The organism is Buttiauxella massiliensis, from assembly GCF_902500225.1.
Classification (GTDB): domain Bacteria; phylum Pseudomonadota; class Gammaproteobacteria; order Enterobacterales; family Enterobacteriaceae; genus Buttiauxella; species Buttiauxella massiliensis.
Genome location: NZ_LR722650.1, coordinates 166761 through 181556 on the forward strand (window position 1 = coordinate 166761; position 14796 = coordinate 181556).

A 14796-nucleotide genomic window follows, 5' to 3' on the forward strand; every position below is an offset into this window, starting at 1 on the left:
CTATGCTCCTTTGCAAAGCGCCGTGGCGGAACGTGTTACTCCTGCGGCATCAATTCCATGATGTGCACGCATCTCCTTGCGATCCGCCGCAATAGCATAGCTACCGTCTGCAATTCCGAGCCGCAACAAAGGGATGCCACATCCGGCTTCCGCTAACACTTCAGCGACCAGACTGCCGACACCGCCATTCACGTTGTGCTCTTCAACGGTTATCACGTGGCGTGAATTTTTAAGCATGGTGAGAAGTTGCGTGGTATCGCAAGGGCGGATAGACGGAACGTTGATCACCGCCGCATTAATACCCAAATCTGCAAGTTGTGCCGCAGCCGTTACGATTTCATGCACCGTTGAGCCCATCGCCACTAACGCCACATCGTCGCCTTCGCGCAGTTGATCGATGGCACCGGGTTTAAACTGATAATCGGCATCGTGCAGTTCCGGCAGGGCTTTACCGTCGAGGCGGATATAAACCGGGCCGACGTGTTCCAGCGCGTAGTCAATAATCTGGCGGCATTCAATCGGGCACGATGGCGCATAGATTTCGATATTGCCAAAACCACGCAGCACGGCGATGTCGTCAATGCTGTGGTGGGTGCTGGCGAGCGGTCCATAACTGGCCCCGGCATTGAGGCCAAACAGTTTTACGTTGCTGTTGTTGTAGCAGACGTCGACTTTGATCTGTTCATTGGCACGCGAGATTAAAAACGGCGCCGCGTTGCAGGTCACGGCGATTTTGCCGCCCATCGACAAGCCGACCGCCGTGCCCACCAGAGTCTGCTCGGCAATCCCGACGTTCACCAGTCGGTCGGGAAACTGTTTCATAAACGGGGATATTTTTGCCGTGGAAGTTGAGTCTGCAACCACCGGTACCAGGTCTACGCCGCGCTCCACGGCGTCAATAAAGGCATTCACCATTACGGTTGCCAGGTGTTCGCTATTACTCATCTTTCAGTTCCTCCAGCGCCAGTTCGATTTCGTCACCTTTCGGTATCCGGTGGTGCCATTCCGCGCGCCCCTGAATAAAGGAGATGCCCGCACCTTTGGTGGTGTTGGCAATCACGACGTGTGGTTTGCCGTGCGGGTGTAACCCTTCAAGTGTGGCGACCACATCAGCCATATCGTTGCCACGGCACTCGGTGACTTCCATGCCGAACGCACGCCATTTCTCATCCAGCGGGTCGGTATTGAGAATGTCTTTGGTCGAGCCTGCGAGTTGCAGATTGTTTTTGTCGTTAATAATGATCAGGTTATCGAGCTGGTAATGCGCCGCGACTAACGCCGCTTCCCAGTTGCTGCCTTCTGCCAGCTCGCCATCGCCGGTCACCACAAAGACGCGACGTTTGCTGTTGTTGCGTTTGGCGGCCAGCGCAATGCCAACGGCGACCGGCAGACCGTGCCCGAGCGCGCCGGTGTTAAGTTCCACACCCGGCGTTTTGTGTTTCACCGGGTGGCCGGGCAGGTGAGAGTCGGCATGCTGATAAGTCGGCAGCCACTCCACGGGAATAAATCCGGCTTCGGCCAGCACGCAGTAATAACCGCCAACCGCATGGCCTTTGGACTGAATGTAGATGTCACGTTCGTCGCTGTTGATAAGCTGTGGCGAACAATTCAGTATCCGGAAGTACAGGGCGGTTAAGATTTCCACCTGCGATAAATCAGCCCCGGTATGGCCGCCAGCCGGGCTGTTGGCATTGAGCAGGACGATGCGGCGACGGACGGCGCGTGCTCTCTTTTCAAGATCCGTAACTGACAGTGCGAACGGATTCATAGTGTTACCTCTTGCATTAAAAATCATAGATGAATAATTATTCCGTGCGGGTAAAAAAATACCCGCCATTCAGGATCTGTGACGCGCTACACCTTCCCGCTACTTTCCATGATCGCTTTCTGGGCCACGACAGCCGCTTTTTGCTGCATGCGGTTTTGCATCTGGTCGATGATGACCGCCACAATAATCACGATGCCTTTGATGACCATTTGCCAGAATTCACTCACGCCCATCATCACCAGGCCGTCAGCCAGGAAGCCAATCACGAATGCGCCTACGAGTGTGCCAAGAATGGTGCCGCGCCCGCCTGCCAGCGATGTTCCGCCGAGCACCACAGCGGCGATGGCGTTCATTTCAAATGCCGTGCCGTTTGCCGGATGGCTGGCAACCAGTTGAGCGGAAACCACGATCCCGGCAATGGCGGCGCAAAAACCGGACAGCGTGTAGACCCAAATTTTCACCTGGCGGACTTTGACGCCTGAAAGTTCAGCGGCGCGTTCGTTATCGCCAATGGCGTAAACATGGCGGCCAAACGGCAGGCGGCGGGCGACATAGGCAATGGCGATGGCCAGCACAATCATCATCCAGATAGCCCACGGAATACCGAACAAATTGCCGGAGCCAATCAGGTCAAAACCGGTATTGCCAAGTTGCGGGTTGCCGGAAAGTCCGGGGAAGGTTTCACCGCCCGAGGTCAACATCGCGGCCCCGCGCAAGATGTACATGGTGCCGAGGGTGCAGATAAACGGCGCGACGTTGTAGCGGGTGATAATCCAACCATTACCCGCGCCAATCAGCCCGCCAACCAGCAACACCAGCGGCACAATCACCCACACGCTAGGGAAGATAGCGATGCCGAACATCGGCAGCACAATACCTTTGGTTATCAGCCAACCGGCAATCATGCCGCATAGCCCAAGCGTGGCGCCAATCGACAAATCAATGCCCGCTGTGATGATGACAAAGGTGATGCCGAGTGCCAGAAAGGCGTTGATGGCAATGTGTTTAATCATGATCACCAGGCTGCCCATGGCGAGGAAATCCGGCACCATGATGGCGAAGAAGCCGACAATCAAAAACAGCGCGATAAAGGTGCGCAGTTTAAGCAGTAACAGCAGCAGATTTTCCCGCGAGCTAAACGGCGAGCCTGGTCTGGCGTTGAGCGCGACAGTATCATTCGTTTTCATATCAGAACCCTTGTGCACTAGCGGAAACCAATGCCGACTCTTCGGCGTGTTCGCGGGGAATATCCGCGGTAATTTTCCCGCCTGACATCACCAAAATGCGGTCGGAAACCGCCATAATCTCTTTGAGATCGGAGGTGGAAAACACCACGGCTATCCCTTGTTCGGAAAGCTGAACCATCATGCGGAACACGTCGGCTTTCGCACCCACGTCAATTCCCCGTGTCGGTTCATCGAGCAGCAGCAGTTTCGGGTTGGTCAGCAGCGAGCGGCCAATCACCACTTTTTGCTGGTTCCCACCGCTCAGCGCCTGAATTTCCACTTCCGGTGATGAAACTTTAATCGAGAGGTTGCCAATGGTGCTGGCAACCACCGCCGTTTCATCGGCCTGCGAAATCGCAAAACCACGCTGTAAGCGCCGCCATAAACTGGCAATCGTCAGGTTGCTGGCGACCGAGGATATCGGGAAAATCCCGGTACGTTTACGGTCTTCCGGCACCAGGCTCATGCCCATGCGAATGCGCTCGGCGGTGGCAAGGCGCGGCGGCACCGGTTTGCTGTCGAGCCATAATTTGCCCAGATAGTTACGCTGCGTGCCCAACAGGCATTCAAACAACTCCGTGCGCCCGGCGCCCATCAACCCATAGATGCCGACGATTTCGCCCGCGCGTACCTGAAAACTGACGTCGTTCACCACAGTGTTTCCTGCGGAATTGACGCAGGTGATGTGTTCGGCTTCCAGAATCGCGGCACCAAAATCACGCCCGGGTTTCAGGAAACTGGACACCGGCTCGCTGCCTAACATTTCGCGCACAATCCACGGCACGTCGATATCACACACCTGTGCTTCGGCCTGGAATTTACCGTCGCGCAGAATGGTAATCACATCGCCAATCGCCATTAACTCTTCGAGGCGGTGGGAGATATAAATAATGGTGACGCCCTGGCGGGTGAGTTCGCGAATCACCCGGAAAAGAATATCCACTTCGGTTTTGCTTAACGCCGAGGTCGGTTCATCAAGAATTAAGATGTCGGCGTCTTCGGCCAGCGCTTTGGCGATTTCGACCAGTTGTTGTTGGCCCACTTTCAGGTTTGCGACTATCTCTTTCGGGGAAATCGGCTGATCCAGGCGTTTAAGCAATTCCGCGCTGCGTGCCTGCTGCGTAGTTTCATCAATTGGCGACAAACCGTGCTGAAGTTCACGCCCGAGGAAGATGTTCTCGGCAACCGTCAGGTTTTCGAACAGGTTTAACTCCTGGTGAACCATGCCGATGCCATGCGCGGCGGCCTGGCGGGTGCTGTTAAACTGCACAACTTCACCGTTCAGGCGCATTTCACCGAGGCTCGGCTGTTGAACGCCCGCCAGAATCTTCATCAGCGTTGATTTACCCGCGCCATTCTCACCGATGATGACGTTCACTTTGCCGCGCCAGACGTTGTAATCAATGTTGTCCAGCGCCACGGTGCCGGGGAACAGCATCGAAATACCACGGGTGCGCAGAATGATAGGATCTTGCGACATTATGGTTGCCCCCGTTCCAGTGAAATGGCTGCTGCGTCACTCAGTGTGCCGTTGCGCATGGTGACGGCCATCACCACGGTGACGGGCTGTTGCTGCCAGCTTTCATCAACTTTCGGCAGGTGTTTTGCGGCTTCACGGTTATAGGCTTTCGAAAGCTGCGCAAACTGCACCTGGTTGGTGAAATCTTCGAACTTGTAGCCGGTGGCGTCGCGAATGGCGTTACCGCGAATCATCGGCCCGACCTGCACTTGCAGTGGCTGATCATTAACAGTGACGGTCAATGTGCGTTCACGTTCGTTATCCAGAGAAACGCTGTCGACTTTGCCCTGAACCTTCACGAATACGCTTTCGTTATTGGCGCTGGCGGCACGAGTTTTCAGCGCGCTGCTATCCAGCGCATGGGTCTGCGCAGGCGTCATCACTTTGTTGTTCCAGGTTTGTTGCGCTATCTGCGCGGGTGTCTGGTTGGCGAAACTCGCTTTCGCATTGGGATCTGCAGGAATAATCGGTTGCCCGTTTTCATCCAGATCCACCACCCGGCAGGCAGTGAGCAACAGGGTACTGCAACATAACAAGCCAATACCCCATTGTTTGAGCGACATACAGCCTCCCGGATTACTTAGCCAGCTTGAAGGTTTTGAGCTGATTGGCATTGCTGTCGTCAATTAACACGCAGTCCATCAGCTGTTTTTCCTGCAATTGCGGTTTGCCGTTTTTCAGGTAGAAATCGGCTTGCACCACGGCCATTTGTGCTTGTTCCCAACCGGGTTGCAGCACGGTGGCTTTGATATTGCTCTTGGCAATAATCGAGTCGCGCACGTAGTCGCTACCGTCAAAACCCACCACGATGACATTGGTTTTCCCGGCGGCTTTTAAGGCGGCTTCGGCACCCAGCGCCATGGTGTCGTTACCGGAGATCACGCCTACGATGTCGGGCTGAGTCTGCAAAATGGACTCCATGCGGGTGAAGGCTTCGGTCTGACTCCAGTTAGCGGTTTGCTGCGCCACCATTTTCATATCCGGGTAGTCGTCGAGAATGTCGTGATAGCCCTGCGAACGTACGTGGGCATTGGTGTCTGACTGGCGGCCCAGCAACTCAACGTATTTACCTTTGCCGTTGAGCAACTTGGCAAACTTCTCTGCTCCCAGTTGTGCACCCTGGTAGTTATTGGAAACAATCTGCGCCACGGCGACGCCGGTTTTGTTGATTTCACGATCGATAAGGAAGGTCGGCACCCCGGCGGCTTTCGCCTTTTCCAGTGGCCCGACGGTGGCATCGGCACCCGCGTTATCAAGGATGATGGCTTTCGCTTTACGGGCGATGGCGGTTTCAATCAGCTGGTTTTGTTTGTTTACATCATCATCATGAGAGGCAACCAGCGTGGTGTAGCCCAGCTCTTTTGCCTTCGCCATCGCGCCATCGGCTTCAGCTTTAAAGAATGGGTTGTCATGCGATGGGGTAATAATGGCAATCAGCCCATTATCGGCAGCATAGAGATTGGCAGATGAAGCAAGCAGAGCGGCAACGAGTGAGGTCTTCAGTAGGGTAAATTTCATTTTTATCTCCACATTGAATATATATTCAAACATGATTTATTATTCAATGTAACGATATGCCCCACTCATGATTCTGTCCATGTGGAATTGATCAAAATGATAAAAAGGCGAATGTGATCACAAATCGTACAAATTAACGTCAAAAGGAATGCTGTCTTGTTATTTATGCAGTGTTGAATAAAAATACAGGGTAGAGAATCAGGAGGCGCACATGTCAAAGCAGGATGAACAACGTTTGTTGGTCAAGATTGCGACGCTCTACTTTGTAGAAGGGATGAAGCAGTCAGAAATCGCCGGGTTATTGCACCTGTCGCAGTCATTTGTCTCACGCGCCATCACACGCTGCCAGAAAGAGGGCGTGGTAAAAATCAGTGTTATCCAGCCCGCCAATATTTTTCTCTCGCTCGAACAGGCGCTGGAGAAAAAGTACGGTATTCGCCAGGCGATTGTGGTGGATGTCGACGAATCAGCTCCAGCCTCGCAAGTCAAACATGCGATAGGCAGTGCGGCGGCGCATTATGTGGAAACACGTTTGCGGCCAAACGATCTGGTGGGGATTTCCTCCTGGAGTTCCACCATTCGTGCAATGGTCGACGAGCTGCACCCGCAGAGCATTAAAGCGCGCGGCGTGATTCAGTTGTTGGGTGGCGTGGGGCCGAACGGTAACGTGCAGGCAACCATTCTGACGCAAAACCTGGCGGCGCAACTGGATTGCCCGGCCTGGCTGCTGCCATCGCAAAGTATTGAGCATTCCGTTGAAGAGCGAGCAAAACTGGTCGCCAGCGATGATGTCGCCGAAGTGGTGAATAAATTTGCCGAAGTGGACGTGGCTATTCTCGGTATCGGTGAGCTTGAGCCGTCCCAGCTGCTGAAAAATTCGGGCAACTATTATGGCGAAGCGATGCTGAAAACGCTGGCTGAGCGTGGTGCGGTGGGGGATATCTGCCTGCATTATTTCAATGCGCAGGGCGAGCCGGTGTTGAGCAAAGAAGAAGATCCAGTTATCGGCATGGAACTGAGCCAGGTTCGCGACTGCCCGCATGTGGTGGCACTTGCCGGTGGGAATGACAAAACCAATGCCATTCGTGGTGCGCTGCGCGGCGGTTATATTGACGTGCTGATCACCGATTACCCGACTGCTCGCGAACTATTGTAATTCCCCTTTGATGACCGTTTTCGTACCAGCACGCTTAAAACGGTCATTTTCAGTTTCCAGCCATTCCCCAAAAAGCGTTCTTTTCAGCCATTTTTATTGAGAACCATCACAGTTCATGACCATATTGCCCGGTTAGCTGTTTTACAACCCTAAAGTGTTTACATGTATTTTACATACTTGAAACAATAAAACAGCGAACACAAAGGAGCCGGTCATGACAGCACCTGTACAACACCCGATGTATATTGATGGTCAATTTGTTCAGTGGCAGGGCGATCAGTGGATTGATGTGATTAACCCTGCAACAGAAGAACTGATTTCCCGCATTCCCGATGGTGACGCAAAGCACGCCCGTGATGCGATTGATGCGGCGCATAAAGCACAGGCCGGTTGGGAAGCGTTGCCTGCGATTGAGCGTGCTGGATGGTTGCGTAAAATTTCTGCCGGGATTCGTGAACGTGCAAAAACCATCAGCGCATTGATTGTTGCCGAAGGCGGGAAAACCCAACAGTTAGCTGAAGTCGAAGTGGCGTTCACCGCCGATTATCTTGATTACATGTCCGAATGGGCGCGCCGATACGAAGGTGAAATTCTGCAAAGTGACCGCCCGGGTGAAAACATTCTGGTGTTCAAACGTGCGCTTGGCGTGACGACCGGGATTTTGCCGTGGAACTTCCCGTTCTTCCTGATTGCTCGCAAACTCGCGCCAGCGCTGATTACCGGCAACACCATCGTTATCAAACCGAGCGAATTCACCCCGAATAACGCTATCGCCTTTGCTGAAATTGTCCATGATATTGGGCTGCCGAAAGGGGTGTTTAACCTGGTGCTTGGCCGCGGTGAAACGGTAGGGCAAGAACTGGCGGGTAACCCGAAAGTCGCGATGGTTAGCATGACCGGGAGCGTAGGCGCGGGTGAAAAAATCATGGCGGCGGCGTCTAAAAACATCACCAAAGTGTGCCTTGAGCTGGGTGGCAAAGCGCCAGCGATTGTGATGGATGATGCGGATCTGGATATCGCGGTGAAAGCGATTGTCGATTCACGCATGATCAACACCGGGCAGGTGTGTAACTGCGCTGAACGCGTGTATGTGCAAAAAGGCATTTACGACGAATTTATTACTCGCCTGAGCGAAGCCTTCAAGCAGGTGAGTTTTGGTGATACCGGCGAGCGTAACGATGTGTCGATGGGGCCGTTGATTAACGCCGCCGCCCTTGAGCGCGTAGAGCAAAAAGTGGCTCACGCGGTTAGCGAAGGCGCACGAGTCTTGATTGGCGGCAAAACGCCGGAAGGGAAAGGGTATTTCTACCCGCCAACGCTGCTGGTGGATGTGCGCCAGGAAATGACGATTATGCACGACGAAACCTTCGGCCCGGTGCTGCCTGTCACCACTTTTGACACGCTGGAACAAGCGCTGGAAATGGCGAATGACAGCGACTACGGGCTAACTTCTTCGGTCTACACTCGTGATTTAAATACCGCGATGAAAGCGATTAAGGGGCTGAAATTCGGCGAAACCTACATCAACCGTGAAAACTTTGAAGCGATGCAGGGCTTCCATGCCGGTTGGCGTAAATCGGGTATTGGTGGTGCCGATGGTCGCCACGGTTTGAATGAGTATCTGCAAACCCAGGTGGTCTATTTGCAGGTGTAATGATTTACTTTCTCATTTATAAATGATAATAATTATCAATGGTATTTTTTCACCCTTTGCTAACGTTCTGTTAGCAAAGGGTTTGTCCGTGCTATTGATAAGGATATTTATGTCTGCTTTACCACAAACCCGCCTGCGTGCATTGCCTGCTTTAATGCTATCCAGCCTGCTGTTTTCCACTTCATTATTTGCCGACACCTCATTCACGGTTGAAAGAAAACCCGTTGGCAAAGGTGCGTACGAAATGGCCTATAGCGCAGACCAATCCGCGCTGTACGTTGCCACTTCCCAAAGCCGCAAACTGGATAAAGGCGGGGTGGTTTACCGCCTTGACCCGGCAACACTCGAAGTGACTCAGGCCATTCATAACAACCTGAAGCCGTTCGGCTTGGCGCTCAACAAAACCACCGGTACATTGTTCCTCGGTAACACCACCAGCAGTGCGGTGACGGCGATTAACAGCAAAACCGGTGATGTGATTAAAACGCTTGTGGTGGATGAAACCAAACGTACCGAAACCGTGCGCCCGCTAATGCCGCGCCAGTTAGTGGTTAACGAAGCCACCAACACGCTGTATATGGGTGGGTTGGGTGAGTCCAGCGTACTGTGGGTCATTAACGGCGATACGTTAACGCTGCGCGATACGATTAAAGGTCTCGGCAAAATGGCGACGGGCCTGGCTATCGACGAGAAATCCTCGCGTATTTATATGACCAATGCCGACAACGAATTTATTGTTATCGACAGCAAAACCAACAAGGTTATCTCGCGCACAAAACTGGATACCGAAGGCGAGCATTTTTATCTGAATATTGCGCTGGATACCGCCAATAACCGTGCGTTTGTCAGCGATTCTAAGACACCGCAGTTGCTGGTTGTGGATACCCAAACCAGCAAAGTGCTGAATAAAGTGGATGTGCCGCTGGGTCTGGATGTGCTGTTTAACCCTACGCGCAACGAAGTCTACGTGACGCATCGCAAAGCAGGCAAAGTCAGCGTGATTGATGCGAAAAGCTACAAAGTGCTGGAAACCATCGACACGCCTGCATTGCCAAATAGCCTGGCGTTGTCACCAGATGGGCAGCAGCTGTTTGTCAGCGTAAAACAACCGGGCAGCCGTGAGAAAGAGCCAACTAGCCCGGACGATATCGTGCGTATTAGCTTTAAGTAATACCCGTCTTACATCGAGTTGCAGCCGCGTTGACTATGTTCCCTTGTCGCCTGGCTGCAACTCGAATTATTCAGAAGCGGGCAACGCCTTAATCCAGTTCATCAATAATTCCGGCCAGTTGGCGGCAGGTAAACCGACTGCACCGCGAATCCCAAACCCATGTTTACCTTCCTGGAAAAGATGCATTTCCACCGGAACGTGCTGGGCACGTAAGGCCGAGAACATCACCAGGCTGTTATCAACCGGCACGGAAGGGTCATCCACCGCATGAACGATAAACGTTGGTGGCGTCTGGGCCGTCACATTTTGCTCCGGTGAATATTTCTTTATCTGCTCAGGCGTGGGTTTCTCACCAATCAGGGCTTTACGCGATCCCGGATGAGCGAGGCTTTCTTGCATGGTGATCACCGGATATAGCAGCGCCATAAAGTCAGGGCGCGCACTGAGTTTGTCTGTTTCATCCGTTACCGGGTAAACGGACTCGTTGTAACGCGTCCCCAAGCTTGCTGCGACATGGCCGCCTGCCGAGAACCCCAGCACGCCAATGCGATGTGGATCGATTTTCCACTTTTCAGCATCGGCACGCAGGGTGCGAATGGCTCGCTGAGCGTCGACCAGCGGCGCATCTGAACCTTCCGCATGTCCATCAGCCGGCATACGGTAAGTCATCACAAACAGGGTGTAGCCGTGGGCATTGAAAATGGGGGCCAGATCGCTGCCTTCTTTGTCCAGAACCACGCGTTGGTAGGAACCGCCAGGCGTGACTAATAACGCCACACCGTTGGGTTTTGTAGGCAAATAAGCGGTGATGGTTGGGGTACGAATACCTGTTACCGCGCGGTCAGCCAGCCCGCCGTCCTTGCGTCTGTCGACCGTTTCTTGTTTAACCTGACTGTTTTTTGCACCCGGTGCTTCACCCTGGGGCCAGACGGGAAATTCAGCTAGTGCCTGCGCGGCACCACTCATGGACAGTAATATCGAAGTAGCAAGCAGAGAGCGACCTAACATAACCTTTCCTTTTTCGAATGATTAAGTGAGATATAACATACCGTTAATATGAAAAAGGCGAGGTGGTGCTCATTTATGAATCAAGAGGCTGATTAAATTGAAATCTCGTTTTGAAATGATGTTCGCGCTTACCTTCACTCCATTATTGAGTGGAAGATAAGCGCGAAACAGAGCGGTTACTCGCTGTCAGCTTTCTCCGCTTTACCTGCCATTTGAGCCAGGAAGTCGTAGCGTTTTTGCAAATCGACGGCAGCATCTTTCCATAACTGCTCGGCAACTTCTGGCTGCTGTGCATTCAGTCGGCGGAAGCGCTGTTCTTTCATGAGCGTATCAGCCAGTGCATCAGACGGCGGGCGAGAGTCCAGTGCCAGCGGCAGTTTGCCTTCGTCGGCACGACGCGGGTCGAAGCGATACAGCGGCCAGAAGCCGGTCGCCGTCAACTGGCGCATCTGATCGTGACTCAACGCCAGGTCGTAACCGTGTTCTTCGCAAGGGCTGTAAGCAATAATCAGCGACGGCCCCGGATACGCCTCCGCTTCCTGAATCGCTTTCACGGTCTGGTTTAGCTGTGCTCCGAGGGAAATCTGCGCCACATAAACATGCCCGTACATCATCATGCTGACGCCGAGATCTTTACGTGCTTTACGCTTGCCGTGTTCGCCAAATTTGGTCACCGCGCCAAGTGGCGTGGCTTTCGACGCCTGGCCGCCGGTATTTGAGTAACACTGCGTATCAAGCACCAGAATATTGACGTTTTCGGTCAGGCTAAGCACGTGATCCAAGCCGCCAAAGCCGATGTCATAAGCCCAGCCGTCGCCGCCAATCAGCCAGATAGATTTATCTACCATTGCATCGGCATCGGTGATGAGCTGGCGCGCGTCCGGGTCGTCGATATCTGCCAGATGTTTGCGCAGTTCGATAACCTGCTCGCGGCGCACTTCTGGTGTTGCCTCAGCATGAAGCTGTTCGTTCAGTTCAGCAGGCAGTTTGTCGGCAAACTTACCGATCAGACGCATCACGCGGGCGCGATGTTGATCGACGGTCAGACGGAAACCTAAACCAAATTCGGCGTTGTCTTCAAACAGCGAGTTCGCCCAGGCCGGACCGCGCCCGTTGGCATCGGTGGTGTATGGCGTTGACGGCAAGTTACCGCCATAAATTGACGAGCAACCCGTGGCGTTGGCAATTAACATGCGGTCGCCATACAGCTGGGTCAGCAATTTAATGTACGGCGTTTCACCGCAGCCGGAACATGCGCCGGAATATTCAAACAACGGTTGCAGCAGTTGCGAAGTACGAATGTCGATACGCTCGAGGCTGGTGCGCTCCATTTCCGGCAACTGAAGGAAGAAGTCGTAATTTTCCTTTTCTTCTTCGACGTGCTCAAGGCGCGACATCATATTGATGGCCTTGATTTCAGGGTTCTGGCGGTCTTTCGCCGGGCAAACTTCGACACACAAATTACAGCCGGTGCAATCTTCCGGTGCCACTTGCAGCACATATTTTTGCCCACGCATATCGCGGGATTTCACATCCAGAGACTGCAAGGCGGAAGGGGCGTTTTCCATCGCTTCTGGCTGCACGACTTTGGCGCGAATCGCCGAGTGCGGGCAGGCGGCAACGCAATGGTTACACTGGGTACAAATGTCCGGTTTCCAGATAGGGATTTCTTCGGCGATGTTGCGTTTTTCCCACTGCGTGGTGCCCATCGGCCAGGTGCCGTCTGGCGGCAGTGCGGAAACAGGCAACGCGTCGCCAAGGCCTGCGAGCATCGCGGCAGTAACGGTTTTGACGAAATCCGGTGCTGCATCGGAAACAACCGGCGGGCGCATTGGGCTTGTTTCGTTCACTTCCTGCAAAGTCACTTCGGCCAGCGACTCACGTGCTAACGCCAGTGCCTGCCAGTTACGCTCGACCAGTTCCTGGCCTTTGCTGCTGTAGCTTTTAGCAATCGCACCTTGCAGCTCTGCCAGTGCGCTATCACCCGGCAGAATGTTGGTGAGGTGGAAGAACGCCATCTGCATAACGGTGTTGATACGCGCGCCAAGTTGGCATTCACGGGCGATTTTCGCCGCGTTCACTACAAAGAAACGGGCTTTCTTCTGATTCAGAACCGCCTGAACTTCTTGCGGCAGGCGGTGCCACACTTCGTCCGCGCTATAAGGCGTGTTAAGCAGGAAAATACCGCCCGGTTTCAGGCGCTCGGTCATCTGATACTTGTCGATAAACTGCAACTGGTGGCAGCCAACAAAGTCTGCTTTATCAATCAGGTAGGTCGAGTTAATCGGCTGCTCGCTGACGCGCAGGTGAGAGACAGTCAGGCCACCGGCTTTTTTCGAGTCATAGACGAAATAACCCTGGGTGAAGAACGGCGTCGAGTTACCGATGATTTTGATGTTGTTTTTGGTGGCTGACACGCTGCCGTCGCTGCCCAGGCCGTAAAACAGCGCTTCAAGTTTGGCGCGGTTCGGCAGAGTGTTTTCTGGCAATGGCAGGGATAAATTAGTGACGTCGTCGTAAATCCCGACCGTAAAGCGTGGGCGCGGTTTAGCTTCTTTCAGTTCGTTAAATACCGCCAGCACACAATCTGGACCAAACTCTTTTGAAGAGAGGCCGTAACGCCCGCCAATCACGCGCGGCAACGTTTCACGCTCGCCACGGTTAAATGCTTCGGCAAGTGAAGTCATCACGTCGAGATACAACGGCTCTGCCAGCGCACCGGGTTCTTTGGTGCGGTCGAGCACGGCAATCTGGCGTGCGCTTTCTGGCAGCACTTCTAATAGATGGTCGGCGGAGAAAGGGCGGAACAGGCGAACTTTCAGCACGCCGACTTTCTCGCCGCGCGTCAGTAATTCGTCGACGACTTCTTCACATGTCCCGATGGCAGAGCCCATCAGGATAATCACGCGTTCGGCTTGCGGGTGGCCGTAGTATTCAAACGGGCGATACTGGCGGCCTGTGGTGGTGGCGAAGCTGTTCATCGCCTGCTCAACGTGCTCGTACACCGCGTCGTACCACAGGTTGCTGGCTTCCCGTGACTGAAAATAGGTATCCGGATTAGCGGAGGTGCCCCGGATAACCGGATGCTCAGGATTTAGCGCACGGGCGCGGTGCTCATCAATCTCTTTTTGCGGCAGCAGTTCCAGAATGGTGCTGTCGGCCATCGGGACAATTTTATTGATTTCATGTGATGTGCGGAAACCATCGAAGAAATGAATAAATGGCACGCGACTCTTTAGGGTGGCGATATGCGAAATCAGCGCAAAGTCTTGTGCTTCCTGAACGCTGCTGGCGCACAGCATAGCGCAGCCGGTCTGGCGAATCGCCATCACGTCCGAGTGATCACCAAAAATAGAGAGCGCATGGGTGGCAACAGTACGCGCCGCGACATGTAGCACAAACGGCGTCAGTTGCCCGGCCAGTTTGTAGAGCGTCGGGATCATCAGCAGTAAACCCTGCGATGAAGTAAATGAGGTGGAGAGTGCGCCGGTTTGCAGTGCGCCGTGAACCGCAGCTATAGCTCCGGCTTCGGACTGCATTTCTACCACGCGAGGCGTATCGCCCCACACGTTTTGTCGCCCGTCCCCGGACCAGGCATCAGCAAGTTCAGCCATGGTTGAGCTGGGCGTGATTGGGTAGATGGCAATTACTTCGCTGGCACGAAACGCGACAGACGCAACCGCACCATTGCCGTCGATTGTGATCATGGGACACCCTTACATTGCGCAACAATAAGAAATCGAAAAGACCCGTATGCCTGCACGAGCCGAAGAATA

11 protein-coding genes are annotated in these 14796 nt (G+C 53.7%); 3 read left to right on the top strand and 8 right to left on the bottom strand.

What is annotated here, in order from left to right; translation table 11 throughout:
- From GC128_RS05320 to GC128_RS05345, 6 genes are all read right to left on the bottom strand, one after another.
- Positions 1 to 945 carry a transketolase family protein gene (locus GC128_RS05320; RefSeq protein ID WP_151993423.1) on the bottom strand — a complete coding sequence of 315 codons (945 nt, stop codon included), beginning with the start codon at positions 943 to 945 and terminating at the stop codon, positions 1 to 3.
- Entirely contained in the window at positions 938 to 1768 is an 831-nt protein-coding gene (locus GC128_RS05325) for a transketolase (RefSeq protein ID WP_151993424.1), read from the bottom strand. Before GC128_RS05325 ends, GC128_RS05320 begins: the two co-directional genes overlap by 8 nt.
- A gap of 86 nt (positions 1769 to 1854) precedes the next feature.
- Entirely contained in the window at positions 1855 to 2955 is a 1101-nt protein-coding gene (locus tag GC128_RS05330) for an ABC transporter permease (protein WP_151993425.1), read from the bottom strand.
- 1 nt (position 2956) lies between these two features.
- The gene (locus tag GC128_RS05335) at positions 2957 to 4474 is read right to left on the bottom strand and encodes a sugar ABC transporter ATP-binding protein (protein WP_151993426.1); all 1518 of its coding nucleotides are present in this window, start codon (positions 4472 to 4474) and stop codon (positions 2957 to 2959) included.
- A complete protein-coding gene (locus GC128_RS05340) occupies positions 4474 to 5076 on the bottom strand; it encodes a DUF2291 family protein (RefSeq protein ID WP_151993427.1) in 603 nt (200 codons plus the stop codon). The genes GC128_RS05335 and GC128_RS05340 overlap by 1 nt, the downstream gene beginning before the upstream one ends.
- 13 nt (positions 5077 to 5089) lie before the next feature.
- Positions 5090 to 6031, bottom strand: a complete 942-nt coding sequence (locus tag GC128_RS05345) for a D-ribose ABC transporter substrate-binding protein (protein ID WP_151993428.1) — start codon at positions 6029 to 6031, stop codon at positions 5090 to 5092.
- Positions 6032 to 6242: 211 nt separating this feature from the next.
- Between GC128_RS05345 and GC128_RS05350 the strand changes: the two genes are divergently transcribed.
- The 3 genes from GC128_RS05350 to yncE all read left to right on the top strand — a co-directional run bounded on the left by GC128_RS05350 (position 6243) and on the right by yncE (position 10012).
- Positions 6243 to 7187 (top strand): sugar-binding transcriptional regulator, encoded by a 945-nt coding sequence (locus tag GC128_RS05350; protein ID WP_151993429.1) that lies wholly within the window; start codon positions 6243 to 6245, stop codon positions 7185 to 7187.
- A 214-nt stretch (positions 7188 to 7401) separates the two neighbouring features.
- Entirely contained in the window at positions 7402 to 8841 is a 1440-nt protein-coding gene (gene aldA, locus GC128_RS05355) for an aldehyde dehydrogenase (RefSeq protein WP_151993430.1), read from the top strand.
- Between the two features lie 109 nt (positions 8842 to 8950).
- Positions 8951 to 10012, top strand: coding sequence for a 7-bladed beta-propeller protein YncE (yncE, locus tag GC128_RS05360; protein WP_151993431.1), 1062 nt, complete (start codon positions 8951 to 8953; stop codon positions 10010 to 10012).
- A gap of 66 nt (positions 10013 to 10078) precedes the next feature.
- Here yncE and paeX read toward each other — a convergent pair whose 3' ends face one another.
- The gene (paeX, locus tag GC128_RS05365; protein WP_151993432.1) at positions 10079 to 11020 is read right to left on the bottom strand and encodes a pectin acetylesterase PaeX; all 942 of its coding nucleotides are present in this window, start codon (positions 11018 to 11020) and stop codon (positions 10079 to 10081) included.
- 176 nt (positions 11021 to 11196) lie between these two features.
- Positions 11197 to 14727, bottom strand: coding sequence for a pyruvate:ferredoxin (flavodoxin) oxidoreductase (nifJ, locus tag GC128_RS05370; RefSeq protein ID WP_151993433.1), 3531 nt, complete (start codon positions 14725 to 14727; stop codon positions 11197 to 11199).
- Positions 14728 to 14796 lie beyond the last annotated feature (69 nt).

What these genes read in the sequence shown, in the direction of transcription:
- GC128_RS05345 (WP_151993428.1), bottom strand. Translation starts at nt 6,031, where the DNA reads ATGAAATTTACCCTACTGAAGACCTCACTCGTTGCCGCTCTGCTTGCT.
- GC128_RS05340 (WP_151993427.1), bottom strand. Translation starts at nt 5,076, where the DNA reads ATGTCGCTCAAACAATGGGGTATTGGCTTGTTATGTTGCAGTACCCTG.
- GC128_RS05320 (WP_151993423.1), bottom strand. Translation starts at nt 945, where the DNA reads ATGAGTAATAGCGAACACCTGGCAACCGTAATGGTGAATGCCTTTATT.
- GC128_RS05325 (WP_151993424.1), bottom strand. Translation starts at nt 1,768, where the DNA reads ATGAATCCGTTCGCACTGTCAGTTACGGATCTTGAAAAGAGAGCACGC.
- GC128_RS05335 (WP_151993426.1), bottom strand. Translation starts at nt 4,474, where the DNA reads ATGTCGCAAGATCCTATCATTCTGCGCACCCGTGGTATTTCGATGCTG.
- aldA (WP_151993430.1), top strand. Translation starts at nt 7,402, where the DNA reads ATGACAGCACCTGTACAACACCCGATGTATATTGATGGTCAATTTGTT.
- nifJ (WP_151993433.1), bottom strand. Translation starts at nt 14,727, where the DNA reads ATGATCACAATCGACGGCAATGGTGCGGTTGCGTCTGTCGCGTTTCGT.
- GC128_RS05350 (WP_151993429.1), top strand. Translation starts at nt 6,243, where the DNA reads ATGTCAAAGCAGGATGAACAACGTTTGTTGGTCAAGATTGCGACGCTC.
- GC128_RS05330 (WP_151993425.1), bottom strand. Translation starts at nt 2,955, where the DNA reads ATGAAAACGAATGATACTGTCGCGCTCAACGCCAGACCAGGCTCGCCG.
- paeX (WP_151993432.1), bottom strand. Translation starts at nt 11,020, where the DNA reads ATGTTAGGTCGCTCTCTGCTTGCTACTTCGATATTACTGTCCATGAGT.
- yncE (WP_151993431.1), top strand. Translation starts at nt 8,951, where the DNA reads ATGTCTGCTTTACCACAAACCCGCCTGCGTGCATTGCCTGCTTTAATG.